21 protein-coding genes are annotated in these 20,016 nt (G+C 73.0%); 14 read left to right on the top strand and 7 right to left on the bottom strand.

Going from position 1 to position 20,016, the window contains the following annotated elements; all coding sequences use genetic code 11:
• The first annotated feature begins 2 nt into the window (after nt 1–2).
• Entirely contained in the window at nt 3–593 is a 591-nt protein-coding gene (locus OG310_RS08970) for a GNAT family N-acetyltransferase (RefSeq protein WP_329455355.1), read from the top strand.
• 86 nt (nt 594–679) lie between these two features.
• Nucleotides 680–2,377: a proline--tRNA ligase gene (locus OG310_RS08965; RefSeq protein ID WP_329455354.1), complete on the top strand. Its 1,698-nt coding sequence runs from the start codon at nt 680–682 to the stop codon at nt 2,375–2,377.
• 109 nt (nt 2,378–2,486) lie between these two features.
• Here the strand turns inward: OG310_RS08965 and OG310_RS08960 are convergent, their stop codons facing one another.
• From OG310_RS08960 to OG310_RS08950, 3 genes are read right to left on the bottom strand one after another with little or no spacing between them, the layout of a single operon-like run.
• Nucleotides 2,487–3,386: an aminoglycoside phosphotransferase family protein gene (locus OG310_RS08960; RefSeq protein ID WP_329455353.1), complete on the bottom strand. Its 900-nt coding sequence runs from the start codon at nt 3,384–3,386 to the stop codon at nt 2,487–2,489.
• Between the two features lie 37 nt (nt 3,387–3,423).
• Nucleotides 3,424–3,864 (bottom strand): ferritin-like domain-containing protein, encoded by a 441-nt coding sequence (locus OG310_RS08955; protein WP_329455352.1) that lies wholly within the window; start codon nt 3,862–3,864, stop codon nt 3,424–3,426.
• Nucleotides 3,861–4,421, bottom strand: a complete 561-nt coding sequence (locus OG310_RS08950) for a hypothetical protein (RefSeq protein WP_329455351.1) — start codon at nt 4,419–4,421, stop codon at nt 3,861–3,863. Before OG310_RS08950 ends, OG310_RS08955 begins: the two co-directional genes overlap by 4 nt.
• A gap of 207 nt (nt 4,422–4,628) precedes the next feature.
• On the opposite strand from OG310_RS08950, the gene rimP reads away from it, so the two are divergent.
• From rimP to OG310_RS08890, 12 genes are all read left to right on the top strand, one after another.
• Complete coding sequence (gene rimP, locus OG310_RS08945) at nt 4,629–5,126, top strand: ribosome maturation factor RimP (protein ID WP_329455350.1); 498 nt, start codon at nt 4,629–4,631, stop codon at nt 5,124–5,126.
• Between the two features lie 2 nt (nt 5,127–5,128).
• Nucleotides 5,129–6,190 (top strand): transcription termination factor NusA, encoded by a 1,062-nt coding sequence (gene nusA, locus OG310_RS08940; protein ID WP_329455349.1) that lies wholly within the window; start codon nt 5,129–5,131, stop codon nt 6,188–6,190.
• 77 nt (nt 6,191–6,267) lie between these two features.
• Nucleotides 6,268–6,564 (top strand): YlxR family protein, encoded by a 297-nt coding sequence (locus OG310_RS08935; RefSeq protein WP_329455348.1) that lies wholly within the window; start codon nt 6,268–6,270, stop codon nt 6,562–6,564.
• A gap of 154 nt (nt 6,565–6,718) precedes the next feature.
• Nucleotides 6,719–9,835, top strand: a complete 3,117-nt coding sequence (infB, locus tag OG310_RS08930; protein ID WP_329455347.1) for a translation initiation factor IF-2 — start codon at nt 6,719–6,721, stop codon at nt 9,833–9,835.
• Nucleotides 9,836–10,035: 200 nt separating this feature from the next.
• A complete protein-coding gene (locus OG310_RS08925; protein ID WP_329455346.1) occupies nt 10,036–10,329 on the top strand; it encodes a DUF503 domain-containing protein in 294 nt (97 codons plus the stop codon).
• 123 nt (nt 10,330–10,452) lie between these two features.
• The gene (rbfA, locus tag OG310_RS08920) at nt 10,453–10,980 is read left to right on the top strand and encodes a 30S ribosome-binding factor RbfA (protein ID WP_329455345.1); all 528 of its coding nucleotides are present in this window, start codon (nt 10,453–10,455) and stop codon (nt 10,978–10,980) included.
• Nucleotides 10,977–11,876 (top strand): tRNA pseudouridine(55) synthase TruB, encoded by a 900-nt coding sequence (gene truB, locus OG310_RS08915; protein ID WP_329455344.1) that lies wholly within the window; start codon nt 10,977–10,979, stop codon nt 11,874–11,876. The genes rbfA and truB overlap by 4 nt, the downstream gene beginning before the upstream one ends.
• A 287-nt stretch (nt 11,877–12,163) precedes the next feature.
• Nucleotides 12,164–13,135 (top strand): bifunctional riboflavin kinase/FAD synthetase, encoded by a 972-nt coding sequence (locus OG310_RS08910; protein WP_329455343.1) that lies wholly within the window; start codon nt 12,164–12,166, stop codon nt 13,133–13,135.
• Between the two features lie 257 nt (nt 13,136–13,392).
• On the top strand, nt 13,393–13,797 hold the full coding sequence (locus OG310_RS08905) for an SAV_915 family protein (protein ID WP_329455342.1): 405 nt from the start codon (nt 13,393–13,395) through the stop codon (nt 13,795–13,797).
• Entirely contained in the window at nt 13,798–14,094 is a 297-nt protein-coding gene (locus tag OG310_RS08900; protein WP_329455341.1) for a DUF6317 family protein, read from the top strand. It begins immediately after the preceding gene.
• Nucleotides 14,091–15,425, top strand: coding sequence for a WXG100 family type VII secretion target (locus tag OG310_RS08895; protein WP_329455340.1), 1,335 nt, complete (start codon nt 14,091–14,093; stop codon nt 15,423–15,425). The genes OG310_RS08900 and OG310_RS08895 overlap by 4 nt, the downstream gene beginning before the upstream one ends.
• 25 nt (nt 15,426–15,450) lie before the next feature.
• Entirely contained in the window at nt 15,451–15,909 is a 459-nt protein-coding gene (locus OG310_RS08890) for a hypothetical protein (RefSeq protein WP_329455339.1), read from the top strand.
• Nucleotides 15,910–15,978: 69 nt separating this feature from the next.
• On the opposite strand, the gene OG310_RS08885 is transcribed toward OG310_RS08890, so the two are convergent.
• The 4 genes from OG310_RS08885 to OG310_RS08870 are packed head-to-tail and all read right to left on the bottom strand — an operon-like array spanning nt 15,979 to nt 20,014.
• Entirely contained in the window at nt 15,979–16,980 is a 1,002-nt protein-coding gene (locus OG310_RS08885; protein WP_329455338.1) for an ABC transporter ATP-binding protein, read from the bottom strand.
• Between the two features lie 3 nt (nt 16,981–16,983).
• Entirely contained in the window at nt 16,984–17,988 is a 1,005-nt protein-coding gene (locus tag OG310_RS08880) for an ABC transporter ATP-binding protein (RefSeq protein WP_329455337.1), read from the bottom strand.
• Nucleotides 17,985–18,932, bottom strand: coding sequence for an ABC transporter permease (locus OG310_RS08875; protein ID WP_329455336.1), 948 nt, complete (start codon nt 18,930–18,932; stop codon nt 17,985–17,987). The genes OG310_RS08880 and OG310_RS08875 overlap by 4 nt, the downstream gene beginning before the upstream one ends.
• Nucleotides 18,929–20,014, bottom strand: a complete 1,086-nt coding sequence (locus tag OG310_RS08870; protein ID WP_329455335.1) for an ABC transporter permease — start codon at nt 20,012–20,014, stop codon at nt 18,929–18,931. The genes OG310_RS08875 and OG310_RS08870 overlap by 4 nt, the downstream gene beginning before the upstream one ends.
• Nucleotides 20,015–20,016 lie beyond the last annotated feature (2 nt).

Genomic DNA, 20,016 nt, shown 5'->3' with positions numbered 1-20,016 from the left:
ACATGCCGATCACCCCCGCGAACGCCTCCCGGACCCCGGACGTACAGGTGGGTCCGCTCGACCTGGTCGCGCGCGTCGACGACGCGCTGGCCGTCCAGGCCCTCGCCTTCGGGCTCAGCCAGGAGGAGATCGGGGTGCGGCACCACATCGTGCTGCGCCACCTGATGTACCCGGGCTGCCGCTCGTTCGGCGCCACCACCCCCGAGGGCCGGCTGGTCGGATTCGTGTACGGGATGCCCAACGACCGCGCGCACTGGTGGTCCACCGTGGTCGAGCCGTACCTGCGCCGTGAGGACCTCGACGGCTGGCTCGACGACACGTTCGTCATCACGGAACTGCATGTGCACCCGTCCTTCCAGGCCCGCGGTGTCGGCCGGGAACTGATCACCACGATCACCGACGGGGCGCCCCAGCCCCGCTCCATCCTCTCCGCGATCGACGTCGAGAGCCCCGCCCGCCGCCTGTACCGCTCGCTGGGCTACCAGGACCTCGCGCGCCAGGTCCACTTCCCCGGCGCGCCGCGCCCGTACGCGGTGATGGGGGCGCCCCTGCCGCTGCGCCGCCGCCCCGTCCGGGCCCCGGAAACGGATTAACGCCGGGCGGCGGCCCCCGGTTACCCTCCTGCCAGATGCCCGGCCCCGCCGCCGCACGCAACCGACGCAACGCAGGAGTGCCCCTCATGTCCCGGTCCCAGGTCCAGCGCATGTCCCGTCTGATGGCCAAGACACTGCGCGAGGAACCGGCGGACGCCGAGACCCTCAGCCACAAGCTCCTGGTGCGCGCCGGCTTCGTGCGCCGCAGCGCGGCCGGGATCTGGACCTGGCTGCCGCTCGGCAAGAGGGTCCTGGACAACGTGGCGCGCGTGGTCCGCGAGGAGATGGACGCGTTCGGCGCGCAGGAGGTGCTCCTGCCCGCGCTGCTGCCGAAGGACGCGTACGAGGCGAGCGGGCGCTACGACGAGTACGGCGACCTGCTGTTCCGGCTCAAGGACCGCAAGGGCGCCGAGTACCTCCTCGCGCCGACGCACGAGGAGATCTTCACCCAGGTCGTCAAGGACCAGTGCACGTCCTACAAGGACCTGCCGGTGATCCTCTACCAGATCCAGACCAAGTACCGCGACGAGGCGAGGCCCCGCTCGGGCGTGCTGCGCGGGCGCGAGTTCCTGATGAAGGACTCGTACTCCTTCGACACGACGGACGAGGGCCTCGCCGAGTCGTACGCCCTGCACCGCGAGGCCTACCGGGCGATCTTCGCGCGGCTCGGGGTCGACTTCCGGATCGTCTCCGCGGTGTCCGGCGCGATGGGCGGCTCGGCGTCGGAGGAGTTCCTGGCGCCCGCGGCGGCCGGTGAGGACACCTTCGCCGACTGTCCGGCCTGCGACTTCGCGGCCAACACGGAGGCGGTCCGGTTCACCGCGGCCGTGCAGGCGGCGCAGGCGCCGGGCCCCCTCGTGGAGCTGGACACCCCGGACACCCCGACCATCGAGGCGCTCGCCGCGCACCTCGGCGTGCCCGCCTCCGCGACGCTGAAGAACCTGCTGGTCAAGGTCGACGGCGAGATCGTCGCGGTGGGCGTGCCCGGCAACCGCGAGGTCGACCTCGGCAAGCTGGGCGAGCACCTGGCGCCCGCCGAGGTCGAGCTGGTCACGGCGGAGGACTTCGAGGACAGGCCCGACCTGGTCCGCGGCTATGTGGGCCCGCAGGGCCTGAAGGTCCGCTACATCGCCGACCCGCGGATCGCGCCGGGCACGGCGTGGGTCACGGGCGCCAACAAGCCCGACACGCACGCGCGTGACGTCGTCACGGGCCGGGACTTCGAGGTCGACGACTACCTCGACGTCGTCGTGGTCCAGGAGGGCGACCCGTGCCCCGCGTGCGGTACGGGTCTGAAGCTCGACCGCGCCATCGAGGTCGGCCACATCTTCCAGCTGGGCCGCAAGTACGCGGACGTCTTCCAGCTCGACGTCCTGGGCAAGGACGGCAAGCCGGCCCGCGTCACCATGGGTTCGTACGGTCTCGGCATCTCGCGGGTCGTCGCCGCGATCGCCGAGCAGACGGCGGACGCGCAGGGCCTGTGCTGGCCGCGTGAGATCGCCCCCGCCGACGTCCACATCGTCGCCGCGGGCAAGGCCGCCCAGACCGAACTGGCCCTCGAAGCCGCCGAACAGCTCGCGGCGAAGGGCCTGCGGGTCCTGGTCGACGAGCGCCCGGGTGTCTCGCCCGGGGTGAAGTTCACGGACGCCGAGCTGATCGGTGTCCCGTCGATCCTGGTCGCGGGCCGCCGCGCCGGGGAGGGCGTGGTGGAACTCAAGGACCGCCGTACGGGCAAGCGCGAGGAACTCCCGCTCGCGGACGCCGTCGCGGCCCTGACGGTGTGAGCCCCGGCGGGTGCGGTGAGGCCGCCGGGCCCCGCCGCACCCGCCGCGCGTCCGGTACCCGGCCCGGTGAGGGCGGTCCTTGACCGCCGCTCGCCGCCCCGGCGGGCCCCTACAGCCAGCTCGCGTACTCCAGCAGTACTTCCGCCGCCGCGTCCCGGTCCGCGCGCAGCGCGCGGGTCGCCGACTCGACCGCGCGGTACAGCGTCCACGCGCGCAGCCGCTCCCGGTCCACGTCCAGCGAGTCCGCCAGGCGGTTCACGCGCCGCCGCGCGGTCGACGCCCCCGACTCGGAGGCGATCAGGTCCTCGACCCGGTCGCGGGCCAGCCGGGCCAGGTCGAAGGCGCGCTCGCCCACGACCGGTTCGGGGCCCACGGCCAGCCACGGCGCGCGTTCGCCCGCCAGTACCTTGCCCTGCCGGAACGCGCCGTGCAGCAGCAGCGACTCGCTCGCGGAGGCCGTCATGGCCGCCCGGGCCTCCAGCGCCGCGTCGACGAGCACGTCGGGCGCGCCCGCGTCGCGCATCGGCGCCGCCTCGCGCAGCGTGCGCTCCGCGACGGTCTCGAAGCCGTGCCCGGCCGGTGGCTCCACCCAGAGCTTGCGGATCGTGTCCGCGCCCTCCAGCAGCGCCTTCGCGTCGGGCAGGGAGCGCAGGGACACCTCGGGGCGCAGCCGTTCCAGCAGCACCGAGCCGTCGTCGGGTGTGCCGTCCGTGTCATAGGTGAGAGCGGCGCCCCAGCCCTTCCAGTGGGCGAGGGCACCGCGTTCCGCGCCGGGCCCCGCGAACGGCGGCGCGATCTTCAGCGTGGCCGGCTCCGCGCCGGGACGCCGCACGAGCAGCACCAGGCTGTCCCGCCCGCCCGGCGCCACCACGCGTTCCACGTCGAGGCCCCGCCGGGCCACCGCCTCGGCGGCGAGCGCGGGCAGCCGCCCCAGCCAGGCGTCCGCCCCGGGCGCGCCGTACCTCTCGGTGAGCGCGCTCACCAGCCGCCGAGGCGGTTCGAAAGCCATACGTCCCTGAAGTCCTTCCGGTGCACGCCGATCGGGTTCAGGCCCGCTCGGCGAGCCCAGGAAAGGCTACGCCGGAGTTCCGCCACCGGGCCGCCCGCACGGCCGCCTCGCGCAGCGCGTCCGCCGCGTCGGCCCGTACAGATCCCTGACCTGCGCGGACGAGGTCCGAGTACACATCGGCGACCTTGTCCTCCAGCTGTGCGGCGAGCCGCAGCGCGGACGCGGCCCCGGTCACCGGGAAGGGCAGCGCGTACGCCGCCGCGGCGGCCTGCGGACGCGCGCCCAGGTCGCGCAGCGCACGCTGGAGCGTGTCCCGCCTGGCCCGGTGCGCCGTGTACGCCGCGTTCGCCTCCGCGCGCCGGGCGGCGGTGATCCGGCCGCCCACGACGCCGTAGCCGTACACGGCCGCGTGCTCCGCGCCGAGCGCTGCCTGGGTGGCGGCCACCAGGTCCTTGTCCCCGCTGCTCCCACGGTTCATGAGCCGGCTCCTCGCGACAGCAGGTACAGGTGGACGGCGTTCGCGGCGGCGACCGAGGCCAGCAGCCTGGCGAGTTCGGGCGGCGCGTCCATGAGCGCGGCCGTCTGGTCCCGGCCCGCCTGCCGTTCCGCGGTGGCGAGGGTCCCCACCGCCGCCACCGGGTCCGCGGGGACGGTGACCGGCCGGCCGCCCGCCGCGCCCGCGGGGTCGCCGGAGGCGGGGGCCGATGCCCGCGGCGACGCGGGGGCGCCCCCGGCGGGCGCCAGTGCCTTCACGTGCGCGGCCACCGCGGCGCGCAGCGGCGCGAGCCGGGGCCCCTCGGACGGGTGGCGGGCGATGACCGCGTCGTAGCGTTCCAGCAGCGACCTGCTGGTCGCCGCCGTGCGGGTGCGCAGGGCCGCGGCCTGGGCCGCCGACACCTGGCCCCGCCGCTGCGCCGCGGTCGGTCCCGCCGGCTGCGACGAGGTGCAGCCCGCCAGGAGTACCGCCGTCGTGGCCGCCCCGGCGCCCCTGAGGGCACCTCTGCGTGTCGCGCCCGTACGCGCGTGTGCCTCCATGGCTACCTCCACGGCCATGCCGACGTACCGCCGCGGCCGGCCGTCCGGGCAGCGCTGGGTGATCTTCGCAGGCGAGCGTACCCGCGCTGCCGGGCCGGTGGGCAGCAACACCCTTGCGGACCGGATACCCTTTGGGACGGACACGTCCGGCACTGTTGCGGCCGGAGGACGTACGACAACAGCACACGCGGCCGAGGAGTCACCCGGATGAGTACCACCCAGAGCGACAGGCTGCGCGGTTTGCTGGAACCGCTCGTCGGCGCGGAGGGCCTCGACCTGGAGGACGTCGAACTCGCGAAGGCGGGCCGTTACCGCGTGCTGCGGGTCGTCGTCGACGCGGAGGACGGCGTGGACCTGGACACCGTCGCCGAGCTGACCCGCGCCATCTCCACGGGGCTCGACGAGACCGACGTGATGGGCGACGAGCAGTACCAGCTCGAAGTGACCTCGCCCGGTGCCGAGCGACCGCTGGCCGAGCGCCGCCACTATGCGCGCGCCGTCGGCAGGCTCGCCAGAATCAAGCTTCACGAGGGTGACGAGCTGGTGGCCCGCATCCTCTCGGTGGACGACGAAGGACTCGACGTCGAGGTGCCGGGCGTGAAGGGCCGCAAGGCCACCGCCCGCCGCCTCGAATTCGCGCAGATCGCGAAGGCGCGCGTGGAAGTCGAGTTCAACCGCAAGGACAAGAGCACAGAGGAGGCGTAGCCGTGGACATCGATGTGAAGCTCCTGAAGGGCTTGGCACATGAGAAGGAGATCCCCTTCGAGCTGCTGGTCGAGGCGATCGAGTCGGCCCTCCTCATCGCGTACCACCGCACCGAGGGAAGCAGCCGGCACGCGCGTGCCGAGCTCAGCCGTGACACCGGCCATGTGACGGTGTGGGCGACGGAGGACCCGGCTGACCTGGAGGAAGGGCAGGAGCCCAAGGAGTTCGACGACACCCCGTCGAACTTCGGCCGGATCGCGGCGACCACCGCGCGCCAGGTCATCCAGCAGCGTCTGAAGGACGCGGAGAACGACGTGACCTTCGGCGAGTACGCGCGCCGCGAGGGAGATGTCGTCGCGGGCATGGTCCAGCAGGGCAAGGACCCGAAGAACGTGCTCGTCCGGCTCGACGACAAGCTGGAGGCCATCCTGCCGGTGCAGGAGCAGGTCCCCGACGAGGAGTACACCCACGGTCTGCGCCTGCGCACGTACGTGGTGCGCGTCGCGAAGGGCGTGCGCGGCCCGTCCGTCACACTGTCCCGTACCCACCCGAACCTGGTGAAGAAGCTGTTCGCCCTGGAGGTCCCGGAGATCGCCGACGGTTCCGTCGAGATCACCGCGATCGCCCGGGAGGCGGGCCACCGGTCCAAGATCGCCGTCCGGTCGATGCGTTCCGGTCTGAACGCGAAGGGCGCCTGCATCGGCCCGATGGGTACGCGCGTGCGGAACGTGATGGCCGAACTGCACGGCGAGAAGATCGACATCGTGGACTGGTCGGAGGACCCGGGCGACATGGTGGCGAACGCCCTCTCACCCGCGCGGGTGAGCAAGGTGGAGATCGTCGACCTCGCCGCCCGCAGCGCGCGGGTGACCGTCCCGGACTACCAGCTGTCGCTGGCGATCGGCAAGGAAGGGCAGAACGCCCGGCTCGCCGCGCGCCTCACCGGCTGGCGCATCGACATCCGGCCGGACACCGAGCAGCCGGAGGGCGCTCCGGCGGACTCCGGGCGGGCCGACGAGGTATCCGGCCGGGGTTCCTCGCACGAGATCGCCGACCGGGACTGACCGCTTTCGGCCGACCACGACTGGTGGCCGTCCGGAATCTTGCCCCGTAGAGATGTGATCGGTGTGGGGAGGTAGACTTGACTGCGTCTGGCCGGACGAACGCCCGAGCCTGCCCCGAGCGAACCTGCGTGGGGTGCCGGGAACGAGCCGCCAAGGACGATCTGCTGCGCATCGTGGTGAACGCGGGACATTGCGTCCCCGATCGAAGCGGTACGCTGCCCGGCCGGGGTGCCTACGTGCATCCCGCTGTGGACTGTCTTGATCTGGCGGTTCGCCGCCGGGCCTTTCCGCGGGCCTTCCGGGTCCAGGGACCGCTCGACACCGCGCGACTGCGTGGAACCGTCGATGCGATCACTGCGCGGACGGCACTGTAGGAAAGAAAGAAGTACGGCACGGAACCCCGTGCGGTTCAGGTACCTCGCGAGTCGGAAGTAGGTCGAGATTGCGATGAGCACTCGATGAGTACGCGATGAGTACGCCCATGAAGTAGCGACGGTCCGGCGGTAACCCGGACCTCAGAGGAGCGAAGTGGCTAAGGTCCGGGTATACGAACTCGCCAAGGAGTTCGGTGTGGAGAGCAAGGTCGTCATGGCCAAGCTCCAGGAACTCGGTGAATTCGTCCGTTCGGCGTCGTCGACGATCGAGGCGCCCGTTGTACGCAAGCTGACCGACGCGCTGCAGGGCCCGTCCGGCAATGGCAACGGCAAGTCCGCCGCCAAGCCCGGCGCGCCCCGTAAGGCCGCGCCCGGAAAGCCCGCCGCGCCGTCCCCGGCGCAGGCTGCACGTCCCGCTGCCCCGAAGCCCGGCGTCCCGGCTCCCAAGCCGGCTGTCGCCGAGACCCCCGAGAGCAGCACCCCCGAGAGCAGCACCCCCGCGGCGGCTGCCGGCCCCGCGGCCCCGAGCCAGACCCCGCGCCCCCCGGCGCCCGGTCCGCGTCCGGGTCCCAAGCCGGCACCGGCCGCACCGGCGGCGCCCGAGTTCACGGCGCCTCCGACGCCACCCGCGGCGGGCCCCCGGCCCGGCGCCCCGAGTCCGCGTCCCTCCACCCGCCCCGGCGGGCAGGGGGAGCAGCGACAGGGTGGCGGCGACCGCGACCAGCGTCAGGGCGGACGCCCCGCCGGCGGTGCGCGTCCCGGTCAGGGCGGTGCCCGTCCGGGTGCCCGTCCCGCGGGCCCGCGTCCCGGCAACAACCCGTTCACCTCCGGCGGTTCCACCGGCATGGCGCGCCCGCAGGCGCCCCGTCCCGGTGGCGCGCCGCGTCCCGGCGGTGCCGGTGCCCCCGGTGGGCCCCGTCCGCAGGGCGCGGGCCAGGGTGGCGGCGCCCGTCCCCAGGCCCCCGGTGGCCAGGGCGGCAGGCCCTCACCCGGTGGCATGCCCCGTCCGCAGGCGCCCCGCCCCGGCGGCGGCCCCGGCGGTAACCGTCCGAACCCCGGCATGATGCCGCAGCGCCCGGCCGCGGGTCCGCGTCCCGGCGGCGGTCCTGGCGGTGGCCCCGGCGGTGGCCGTGGTCCCGGTGGCGGCGGTCGCCCCGGTGGCGGCGGTGGCGGCGGCGGTCGTCCCGGCTTCGCGGGTCGTCCCGGCGGCGGTGGCGGCGGCTTCGCCGGTCGCCCCGGCGGTGGCGGCGGCGCTCCCGGTCGTCCGGGTGGCGGCGGCTTCGGTGGCGGCGGTGGCCGTCCCGGCTTCGGTGGCCGTCCCGGTGGCCCCGGTGGCCGCGGTGGCACACAGGGCGCGTTCGGCCGCCCCGGCGGTCCCGCGCGTCGTGGCCGCAAGTCGAAGCGGCAGAGGCGCCAGGAGTACGAGGCCATGCAGGCCCCGTCGGTCGGCGGTGTGATGCTGCCTCGCGGCAACGGGCAGAGTGTCCGCCTGTCGCGCGGTGCGTCCCTCACCGACTTCGCCGAGAAGATCAACGCCAACCCGGCGTCGCTCGTCGCGGTGATGATGAACCTCGGCGAGATGGTCACGGCGACCCAGTCGGTCTCCGACGAGACGCTGCAGCTGCTCGCCGACGAGATGAACTACGTGCTGGAGATCGTCAGCCCGGAGGAGGAGGACCGAGAGCTTCTCGAGTCCTTCGACATCGAGTTCGGCGAGGACGAGGGCGACGACGAGTCGCTGGTCTCCCGTCCGCCGGTGGTCACCGTCATGGGTCACGTCGACCACGGCAAGACCCGGCTGCTGGACACGATCCGCAAGACCAACGTGGTCGCGGGCGAGGCCGGCGGTATCACGCAGCACATCGGCGCGTACCAGGTCACGACGGACGTCAACGGTGAAGAGCGCAAGATCACCTTCATCGACACCCCGGGCCACGAGGCGTTCACCGCCATGCGTGCCCGTGGTGCGAAGTCCACCGACATCGCGATCCTGGTGGTCGCGGCCAACGACGGTGTGATGCCTCAGACGATCGAGGCGCTGAACCACGCCAAGGCGGCCGAGGTGCCGATCGTGGTCGCGGTCAACAAGATCGACGTCGAAGGCGCCGACCCGACGAAGGTGCGCGGTCAGCTCACCGAGTTCGGTCTGGTGGCCGAGGAGTACGGCGGCGACACCATGTTCGTCGACATCTCCGCCAAGCAGGGTCTGAACATCGACAGCCTGCTGGAGGCCGTGGTCCTGACCGCGGACGCCTCGCTCGACCTGCGGGCCAACCCGGAGCAGGACGCGCAGGGCATCGCGATCGAGGCCCACCTCGACCGTGGCCGCGGCGCCGTCGCCACCGTGCTCGTCCAGCGCGGCACGCTGCGCGTCGGCGACACGATGGTCGCCGGTGACGCGTACGGCCGGGTCCGGGCGATGCTCGACGACAACGGCAACAACGTCGAAGAGGCGCCCCCGTCGACACCGGTCCTGGTGCTCGGTCTGACCAACGTGCCGGGTGCCGGCGACAACTTCCTGGTTGTCGACGAGGACCGCACGGCACGCCAGATCGCCGAGAAGCGCGCGGCCCGCGAGCGGAACGCGAACTTCGCCCGCAGGGGTGTCCGGTTCTCCCTGGAGAACCTGGACGAGGCGCTCAAGGCCGGCCTCGTGCAGGAACTCAACCTCATCATCAAGGGCGACGCGTCCGGTTCGGTCGAGGCTCTCGAGTCCTCGCTGCTCCAGCTCGACGTCGGCGAAGAGGTCGACATCCGGGTCCTGCACCGCGGCGTCGGTGCGGTCACGGAGTCCGACATCTCCCTGGCGATGGGCTCGGACGCCATCGTGATCGGCTTCAACGTGCGCGCCGCAGGGCGTGCCGCGCAGATGGCCGAGCGCGAAGGTGTGGATGTCCGGTACTACTCGGTCATCTACCAGGCGATCGAGGAGATCGAGTCCGCCCTCAAGGGCATGCTCAAGCCGGAGTACGAAGAGGTCGAGCTCGGTACGGCGGAGATCCGCGAGATCTTCCGCTCGTCCAAGCTGGGCAACATCGCCGGTGTCCTCATCCGGTCCGGCGAGGTCAGGCGCAACACCAAGGCGAGGGTCATCCGCGACGGCAAGGTCATCGCGGAGAACCTCAACATCGAGGGTCTGCGCCGCTTCAAGGACGACGTCACCGAGATCCGCGAAGGCTTCGAGGGTGGTATCAACCTCGGAAACTTCAACGACATCAAGATCGACGACGTCGTTGCCACGTACGAGATGCGCGAGAAGCCCCGCGGCTGACGCGAGGTTCCCGCAGCGTTGAAAGTCCGGGGCCGTCCGGCGGACGAAATATCCGTCGAGCGGCCCCGGCCGCTGCGTGTACGGTTCACGTGATCCTCCTGTCCTTGCCCGGACACGGCGGTCGAGGCGACACTCGACACGGTGGACGGCACGGCGACAAGGCACTGACGAACCCGGACCGGCGGGACATCCGGACGCGCATGTATGTGGGGACACTGTCCTTCGACCTCCTGCTCGGCGACGTACGGTCGTTGAAGGAGAAACGCTCCGTCGTCCGTCCGATCGTCGCGGAGCTGCACCGCAAGTTCGCGGTGAGCGTCGCGGAGACGGGCGTCCAGAACCTCCACCGCAGGGCCGAGATCGGTCTGGCGGTCGTCTCGGGGGACTGGGCCCATCTCACGGACGTACTGGACCGCTGCGAACGCATGGTGGCGGGCCACCCGGAGGTGGAGTTGCTGTCCGTGCGGCGGCGGCTGCACGGTGACGACGACTGAGCGCGGCGAGCGATCGCGCCGTCCGCGGCACCTGCCGTCCGGCCCGGGGGAGCCGGACACAGGGGGCAGGGCGCGCCCCACCCCCAAGACACCGTTCAACCGAGAAGAAGAGAGTGACCACCGGTGACCGACAACGCGCGGGCCCGCAAGCTGGCCGATCGCATCCAGGTCGTGGTCGCGGAGACCCTGGACCGGCGTATCAAGGACCCGCGGCTCGGCTTCGTGACCATCACGGACGCCCGGGTGACCGGCGACCTGCGGGAGGCCACGGTCTTCTACACGGTCTACGGCGACGACGAGGAGCGGGCGGCCTCGGCCGCGGCCCTGGAGAGCGCCAAGGGAGTCCTGCGCTCCGAGGTGGGCCGCCAGACCGGTGTCAGGTTCACCCCGACGCTGGCCTTCGTGCCGGACGCCCTGCCGGACAACGCCCGCGCCATCGAGGGCCTGCTCGACAAGGCACGTGCGTTGGACGCCGAGGTCCGGGAGGTGTCGACCGGCAAGACGTACGCCGGTGAGGCCGACCCGTACCGCAAGCCCGGCGAAGAGGACGAGGCCGACGACGCGGCCGGCGAGAACGACGCGGCCCAGGGGCCCGACGCCCCCGCGCGCGGCTCCGACGGTGACGCGGCGGGCGGTGCCGCCGCCGAATGACACAGCAGAACCGGACGCCCGACGGCCTTGTCATCGTCGACAAGCCGTCGGGCTTCACCTCGCACGACGTCGTCGCCAAGATGCGCGGGATCGCGAGGACCCGCCGCGTCGGCCACGCCGGCACCCTCGACCCCATGGCCACGGGCGTCCTCGTCCTCGGCGTGGAGCGGGCCACCAAGCTCCTCGGCCACCTCGCGCTGACCGAGAAGGAGTACCTCGGCACGATCAGGCTCGGCCAGGCCACCGTCACGGACGACGCCGAGGGCGAGATCATCTCGTCCGCCGACGCCTCGGCCGTCCGCAGGGAAGCGGTCGACGCGGGGGTGGCGCGGCTGACCGGCGCGATCATGCAGGTCCCGTCGAAGGTCAGCGCCATCAAGATCGACGGGAAGCGGTCCTACGCCCGCGTCCGCGGCGGGGAGGAGTTCGAGATCCCGGCGCGCCCGGTGACGGTGTCCTCCTTCCAGGTCTACGACGTGCGCGCGGCGGTCGCCGAGGACGGCACGCCCGTTCTCGACCTGGTCGTCTCCGTCGTCTGCTCGTCCGGCACCTACATCAGGGCGCTCGCGCGCGACCTCGGTGACGGGCTCGGCGTCGGAGGGCACCTGACGGCCCTGCGCAGGACGAGGGTCGGCCCGTACGGCATCGACGGGGCGAAGACGCTCGACCAGCTCCAGCAGGAGCTGACCGTGATGCCGGTGGCGGAGGCGGCAGGGTCCGCGTTCGCCCGCTGGGAGGTCGACCAGCGGCGCGCCGAGCTGCTGCTGAACGGCGTCCGCCTGGACATGCCGGCCTACGCGGCGTCACCGGTCGCCGTGTTCGGCCCCGACGGGCGCTTCCTGGCGCTCGTGGAGGAGCAGAAGGGCAAGGCCAAGAGCCTCGCCGTCTTCGGCTGACGAGGAAGACCGGGCCCGGCCCGGCGAGGCGCGTCCCGTGCCGGGGCCGCGCTCCGGCGTGCCGGATGCCGTGGGCGGGCAGGCACGCCTGCCCGCCGCACGACTTCTCCCCCCCGGGGGGAGATCTGTCCGCCGGGCGCGGGTTTCTCACCCGCTCGGCGGGGGCGCGTGGAGTGATGACGAGAGCACTCGGGGGCGCGTTCGGCCCCCTGGACCGGGACATGGCAGTCTTGGGGTTGCTTAGTCAAAAGAAGACCAGACACAGTTTCGGGCGAGGAGCGGTCTCAGTGCAGCGCTGGCGTGGCTTGGAGGACATCCCCCAGGACTGGGGGCGCAGCGTCGTCACCATCGGCTCCTACGACGGCGTGCACCGCGGCCACCAGCTGATCATCGGCCGGGCCGTCGAGCGGGCCCGCGAGCTGGGTGTGCCGTCCGTCGTCGTGACCTTCGACCCGCACCCGAGCGAAGTGGTCCGGCCCGGCAGCCACCCGCCGCTGCTCGCCCCGCAGCACCGCCGCGCGGAACTGATGGCGGATCTCGGTGTGGACGCGGTGCTGATCCTGCCGTTCACCCTGGAGTTCTCGAAACTGTCCCCGGCGGACTTCATCGTCAAGGTCCTGGTCGACAAGCTCCACGCCCGCGCGGTCGTCGAGGGGCCGAACTTCCGCTTCGGCCACCGCGCCGCGGGGAACGTGGACGTGCTCGCCGAGCACGGCGCCACCTACGACTACGAAGTCGACGTCATCGACCTGCGGGTGACCGGCGAGGCCGGCGGCGGACGCCCCTTCTCCTCCACCCTGACCCGGGGCCTGGTCGCCGAGGGCGACGTCCGGGGCGCGGGCGAGATCCTGGGCCGGCCGCACCGAGTCGAGGGCGTGGTGGTGCGCGGCGCACAGCGCGGCCGGGAGCTGGGCTACCCGACGGCCAACGTCGCGACGCTGCCGCACTCCGCGATCCCCGCGGACGGGGTGTACGCGGGCTGGCTGACCGCGTCCGGCGAGCGGATGCCCGCGGCGATCTCCGTGGGCACCAACCCGCAGTTCGAGGGCGTGGACCGGACCGTCGAGGCGTACGCCATCGACCGGGTCGGCCTCGACCTGTACGGGCTGCACGTCGCGGTCGACTTCCTCGCGTACGTCCGGGGCCAGGAGAAGTTCGAGTCGATCGAGGCGCTCCTCGAAGCGATGGGGGGCGACGTCAAGCGCTGCAGCGCCCTGATCGCGGCGTACGACGCGGAGCACGGGGGCACGCGGGGCTGACTCCGCCCGTTCCGCGGCCGTGCGCCACGCCGGGCCGGGAAGCCGGCGGGCGCGCTCCCGATGCGTCCGTGCCGCCCGCGTTTTCGGTCATTGACGGGTCATTGGCTGGTAAATGGCCCGCCATCCACCGGGCAAGTCTTGGCACGGATGGTGGCGCGGCCGCCTGATTCATCAGTTTTCGGCCCCTGTGGCCTCTTCTGGCCTCCAGCCGACCCCTCTACGGTGAGTCCCGGACAAGCCAACGAGGGGGAGGCGCCGTGTCCCAGCCGGCTGTGCCGGAGCGCGCGGCGTCGCGCATCCTCGATGTCGCCCTCACCGACGCACCGGACCGTGCCCGGGAGGGTGTTCCGCCGTACGCCACCCGCGTGTTCGTGCCCGCGCACCCGCGTCCCGGACGGGACGGCCCGCCGGTCGTCGACTTCGAGTTGCTCGCATGCGCCGCCGGACCGCCGGTCCCGGTCGCCTTCACCACCTTGGCGGGGCTCGTGGCGGCGCTCGGCGACGCCCAGCCGTGGATCGCGGTCACTCTCGGCCCGTACGCGGAGGCCATGCGGGACGCGGGACTTCCTGCGCTGCGCCTGGACCCGGCCGTTCGTGCCGAGGCCCGCACCTGGCGTGCACAGGACCTGATCGACACCTACGGGGGAGAGGAACAGGACTAGATGGCGCATCCTGACTACCAGGTCGTGCTCGGCGACCTCGATGCCATGGCCGGCACGTTCCATAAGCAGGCCACGGCGTACGGCGCTCTGCACCAGTCGGTGAAGCCCACCGTGGCGGGCTCGGGCGACAGCGGCCTCGACAGCACGATCAAGGCCATGTCCGACCTGATCGCGGGCCTGCACGACAAGCTGACGGACCGTATCGCGGACCACGGCGACAAGTTGGCGTACGCCCGCGACTCCTACCACCGCCACGACGTCGACGTGCACGGCGTCTTCGAGGACCTGACGACGTGAGCGACAGCTGGGTGGGCGGCGACATAGCGGGCCTCGGCGCCATGGGGACCGCGTACACGGGCGCCAAGAAGTCGCTTGAAGGCGTGGTGAAACCCCTCGGCGGCCAGGCCGACAAGCTGGTGGACGACGCGGGGTGGCAGGGCGAGGCGGCCGAGTCGTTCCGCGAGGCGTGGACGGCGGACTCCATGGCGGCCGGCGCGCTCGCCGAACTCGTCGGCGCCGTCGGCAAGGTGCTCACGGACCTGTCGACCCGGCTCTCCACGGCCGAGACGGGCCTGCAGAACGCCGAGGACGTCGCCGTACAGGCGGGAGTCCCGATGGGCCCCGCCGGTGCTCCCGGCGAGCTGATGACCAACAACCCGCCGAACCCCGAGGAGTCGAAGGCCATCAAGGCGCTCGACGACTACGCCGGGGTCCGCGCGACCGCGCTGCACGAGGCCCAGCAGGCCCGCCTCGACGCCGCGGATGCCCTGACGACGCTGTACGGCGAGGCGACCGGCGCGGACGGGGGGCACTCCGCCACGCAGGGCGAGGACCTCACCATCGCGGACTACCTGCGCGCGCTGTACGCCTACGACTCGGAACGCACGAGGGTCAAGGGTCACGACGCCGCCACGAAACTCGACGACGCGAAGCACGAGGCCGATCAGGCGAAGAAGGCGCTGCGCGTCGAACGCAAGGCTTACCAGAAGGCGGGGAAGGCCCTCCCCAAGGACCTGCCCGCGAAGGGCGCCTACCGGGACGCCCTCGCGAAGCTCGACGGCCTGGAGACGGACATCGCCCGCGGCGAGCACGGCAGTTCGGCCCTCCCCTACGACCACGCGCTCAACACGAAGGTCGTCGACGCGGCAAAAGTGCTGAAGGCAGGGGAGGGGGTCGAGAAACTCCCCGACTTCCTGAAGGAGGTGCCGCTCGTGGACATCGCGGCAGCCGGCGCGGTCGGACTGCTGGAGGCCAAGGACGACCACGACAAGGGCTGGTCCTGGACGCACTCCGTGGTCGTGGACGAGGGAGCGTCGCTGGGTGGCCTGGCCGTCGGCACGGCGGCGGTGGCCGGGGGCGTCGCGCTCGCGGCGACCTCCGAGATCACCGTGCCGATCGGTGTCGTCGCGGGCGTCGGCGGCGCGGTGGTCATCGGCGCGACCAACTACATCGACTCTGCCCTGCACGAGCACTGGAGCGAGGACATCCACGACCACGGTGTGGTCGGCGGCGTCCTGCACGGGCTGGGCGACGCCGGATCGAAGTCCTGGCAATCCGACGTGAATCTCGCCAAGGACGTCGGCCACGCTGCGAAGAAGGCATGGAATGGTTTCTCGGGTCTCTTCTGAGGCGCCCACGCCGGCGAGGCTGCCGGTGGTCGGTACCACCTGGTACCGGCGGGGCTTCGGGTACTGGCTGCGACGCGTTGCCGTCAGCTTCTTCTCGATCGTCGTCATCGGAGCCGTCTTCGCACTCGTCGTCTATGGCTTCTTCCACCTGGTGTCCCCTGTGCCCGGCGCCTTGCGCGCCGTTCTCGACATCGCGTACTGCGCGCTGTGCCTGGTGGGCGGGGTATGGGGCTGGACCAGGGCGCGCCGGCAGGTGCGCGAGGCGCTGGCCGCGCCGCCCGCCGCCGCGGGGGCTCGTACGCGCTCCGCCGCGGCGCAGGGCGCAGCTCCCGGCCGGGCCATGGCCGGCCGGCTCCCGGCCCTGCTGCTCATGCCGTTCCTCGCGCCGCTCCTCGCATGGTTCCTGGGTCTGCTGCTGGCGGCGGCGTTCGTGCGGGTACCGCCCGCCGAGATCTCGGCCCGCCGCGCCCTGGACCATCCGTAGGCCACGGACGCAGGTCCGGGGGAGAAGCCGGCCACCCCGGTGAATCCGTGGCCAAGAGGTCCCGGGTGCCTACGGACTCCAGTGGCAGGCCGCCGCATGCGCCCCCGTGCCCGGCAGGGTCGGCAGGTCTCGCGTCCGGCAGGCGTCTGCAACGCCCGCGCGGGCCGCTTCGCCCGACGCGAGGATCTGGCAGCGGGCGTGGAAGCGGCAGCCGCCGGGGACCCGGGTCGGGTCCGGTGGCTCGCCCGTCAGGACGACCGGTTCGGCCGGGGACTCCGGCAGGACCGACAGGAGCGCCCGCGTGTAGGGGTGGCGCGGCGCCGACAGTACGTCCTCGACCGGGCCGTTCTCCACGACGCGGCCCAGGTACATCACCGCGACCCGGTCGGCGATGTTCCAGGCGAGGCCCAGGTCGTGCGTCACCACCAGCGCGGACAGGCCCAGTTCGGCCCGCAGTGTCAGCAGCAGCGCCAGGATCTCGCCGCGTACGGACGCGTCGAGGGAGGCCACGGGCTCGTCCGCGACGAGGAGTTCGGGCCGCAGCACCAGCGCGCCCGCGATGACCACGCGCTGGCGCTGGCCGCCGGACAGTTCGTGGGGGTAGCGCAGGAAGAAGCGTTCCGGTGGCCGGAGCCCGGCCCGCGCCAGGGCCTGCGCCACCGCAGCACGCTCGTCCCCGGCGCACCCGTGGATCCGCAGTCCCTCCGCCACCGCGTCGTACACGGTGTGGCGGGGGTTGAGGGAGCCGCTCGGGTCCTGGAGGACCAACTGCACCCGCTTGCGGTACGCCTTGAGGGCGCGCGCCCCGTAACCGAGCGGTTCCCCGGCGAAGACCACGCGGCCCGCTGTCGGGGGGACGAGGCCCAGCAGAGCGCGCGCGAGCGTGGTCTTGCCGCAGCCCGACTCGCCGACGAGCGCCACGATCTCGCCGGCCCCGATGTCCAGGTCGACGCCGTCGACGGCCCGCGCGGGCGGGCCCCCGCGCCGGCCGGGGAAGGTGACCGAGAGCGCGTCCGCGGACAGCAGCGCCCGTGTCCGGGGCGCTTCCTTCATCACCGGTGCCGTGGCCATCGCTCACTCTCCCACTCGTACGCAGGCGGCCAGGCGGCCCTCGCCGGCGGGCCGCAGCGGCTGGTCGTCGTGCGCGCAGGCGGGCAGCGCCACCGGGCAGCGCGGATGGAACGCGCAGCCGGAGGGCAGCGCGGCGGGGTCCGGCGGATCGCCCGGCAGACCGCGCGGCGCGCGGCGCGACGCCGGGTCGCCGACGCGCGGGAACGCCGAGGACAGCGCGCGCCCGTAGGGGTGCGCCGCCGCGTCGTACACGGCGCGCGCGGGGCCCTCCTCCACGATGCGGCCCGCGTACATCACCGCCAGCCGCTCGCAGGTCTCCGCGAGGACGGCCAGGTCGTGGCTGATCATCAGCAGGCCGATGCCCTGGTCCGCGACCAGGCCCTCGATCAGCCGCAGGATCTGCGCCTGGATCATCACGTCGAGCGCCGTCGTCGGCTCGTCCGCGACGACGAGGCGCGGCTCGCAGGCCAGCGCCATCGCGATCATCACCCGCTGGCGCTGGCCGCCGGAGAGTTCGTGCGGATAGGCGCTCGCCCGCGCCGGTGGCAGGCCGACCTGCTCCAGCAGCGCACCGGCCCGGTGCCGGGCGGCGCCCGGGGTGGCCCGCCGGTGCACGAGCAGCGGCTCCGCGATCTGGTCACCGATGCGGTGGACGGCGTTCAGCGAGTGCATCGCGCCCTGGAACACGATCGACGCGCCCGCCCACCGCACCGCGCGCAGCCGGCCCCACCGCATGGCGAGCACGTCCTCGCCCTCCAGCAGGACCCGCCCGGACAGCCGTGCCCCGGGCGGCAGCAGCCGCAGCAGCGCCAGCGCCAGCGTCGACTTGCCGCACCCGGACTCGCCCGCGAGGCCGAGCGTGCCGCCGACCGCCAGCGTCAGGTCGACGCCTCGTACGGCGGGCACGGCCGTGGCGCCCGTACCGTAGGCGACCGAGAGGTTCTCGACCTCCAGCAGCGGTCCCGTGCCGCTGCCCGCCGCGTCGGGGACCACCTGCGTGGTGCTCATCGGCCCGCTCCCAGCCTCGGGTTCAGTACGGCCTCGACGGCGCGCCCGCACAGCGTGAACGCGAGCGCCACCAGGGCGATCGCGATGCCCGGCGGCGCCAGGTACCACCAGTGGCCGGACGACACGGCCCCCGCTTCCCGTGCGTCCTGGAGCATCCCGCCCCAGGAGACGACGGTCGGGTCGCCGAGGCCGAGGAAGGCGAGCGTGGCCTCGGTGAGGATGGCGGTGGAGATGCCGAGCGTGGTCTGCGCGAGCACCAGCGGCATGACGTTCGGCAGGACGTGCCGGGTCATCACGTGCCGGTGGCCGCCGCCGAGGGCCCTGGCCCGCTCGATGTACGGGCGGGACTCGACGGCGATGGTCTGCGCGCGCACCAGCCTGGCCGTCGTGGGCCAGCTCGTCACCCCGATCGCGATGATGACCGTCCACACCGAGCGGGACATCACCGTCGCCAGCACGATCGCGAGGACCAGCGTCGGCATCACCAGGAACCAGTCCGTGATCCGCATGACGACCGTCGCGAGCGCACCGCCGAAGTGCCCGGACGTCACGCCGACGAGGGTCCCGATCGCCACGGACAGCGCGGCGGCGAGCAGCCCGACGGTCAGGGACACCCGGGTGCCCCACACCAGCAGGCCCAGCAGGGAGCGGCCGAACTGGTCGGTGCCGAGCGGATAGCGCCCGCTCGGCGCGGCGAGCGGCGCACCGGTGGCCGCCGTCACGCTGCGCACGTGGTCACCGACGAGCAGCGGGGCGGCCACCGCGACCAGCCCGATCACCGTCAGGGCGATCAGCCCGCACAGTCCGGCGCGGTGCGCCCGGTAGCCGTGCCAGAAACGTGCGAGGGCGGCGCGCCGCCGCTGCCGCGCGAGCGCGGCGGCGGACCGGGTGCGCGGCGGCGGCAGCTCCGCGGGTTCCCGCGCTTCGGCGTCGGCGAGAGTCATCGGCCCACCCGGGGATCGAGCAGCGGATAGATCAGGTCGGCGAGCAGGTTCATCAGGATCATCGCCCCCGCGAACACCACGAACAGGCCCTGCACGAGCGGCAGGTCGGGCACGCTCAGCGCCTGGTAGAACAACTGGCCGAGGCCCGGCCAGGAGAACACCGTCTCCGTCAGGATCGAACCGGCCGCCACGAACCCCAGGTTGATGAAGACCATCGTGACCGTCGGCAGCAGCGCGTTGGGCACCGCGTGCCGCCGCCGCACGACCGCGTCCCGCAGGCCCTTCGCGCGCGCCGTCGTCAGGTAGTCGCCGCCCATCTCGTCGAGCAGCGAGGACCGCATCACCAGCAGCGTCTGCGCGTATCCCACGGCCACGAGGGTCACCACCGGCAGCACCATGTGGTGCGCCACGTCCAGCACGTACGCGAGGCCCGCGGTGTCGCCCGAGGACATTCCGCCGGTCGGGAACAGCCCCGGCACCGGCCCGAGCCCCACCCCGAACACGATGATCAGCAGCAGCCCCAGCCAGAACGACGGCACCGACCAGAGCGTCAGCGCGACACCCGTGTTCACCCGGTCGGCACGCCGGCCGCTGCGCCAGGCGGCGCGCGTCCCGAGCCACAGCCCGAGTGCCGAGTACAGCACCACCGCCGTGCCGGTCAGCAGCAGCGTCGCGGGCAGCTTCTGCCGGATCAGCTCCCCGACGGGCGCGTGGAACTGGTACGAGGTCCCGAGGTCGCCCCTGAGCGCCGAGCCGCAGTAGCCGGTGAACTGGCGCCACAGCGGCAGGTCGAGACCGAACTGCCGGCGCAGCGTCCGCTGCTGCTCGGCGCTCATCGGCGCGCCGTGCGTCATCGCCCTGACCGGGTCGCGGGACAGCACGCGGAAGAGGAAGAAGCTCGTGACGAGGACGGCGAACAGCGAGACGGCGGCCCCGGCCGCCCGGCCCGCGACGTACCGCAGGTAGCCGGTGACGGCGGCCCTCCGGCCACCGCGCGGGACGCCGGGGGCGAGGGGCGGGGACAGCGGCACCGGGGGGTCGCCGTCGCCGGGCACGGACTGCGGAGTGCTCGCTGCGGTCATCG

It is taken from the genome of Streptomyces sp. NBC_01497 (assembly GCF_036250695.1).
Lineage (GTDB): Bacteria > Actinomycetota > Actinomycetes > Streptomycetales > Streptomycetaceae > Streptomyces.
Note: the sequence above shows the minus strand (reverse complement) of the source record. Positions and strands in the feature narration are given on the sequence as shown.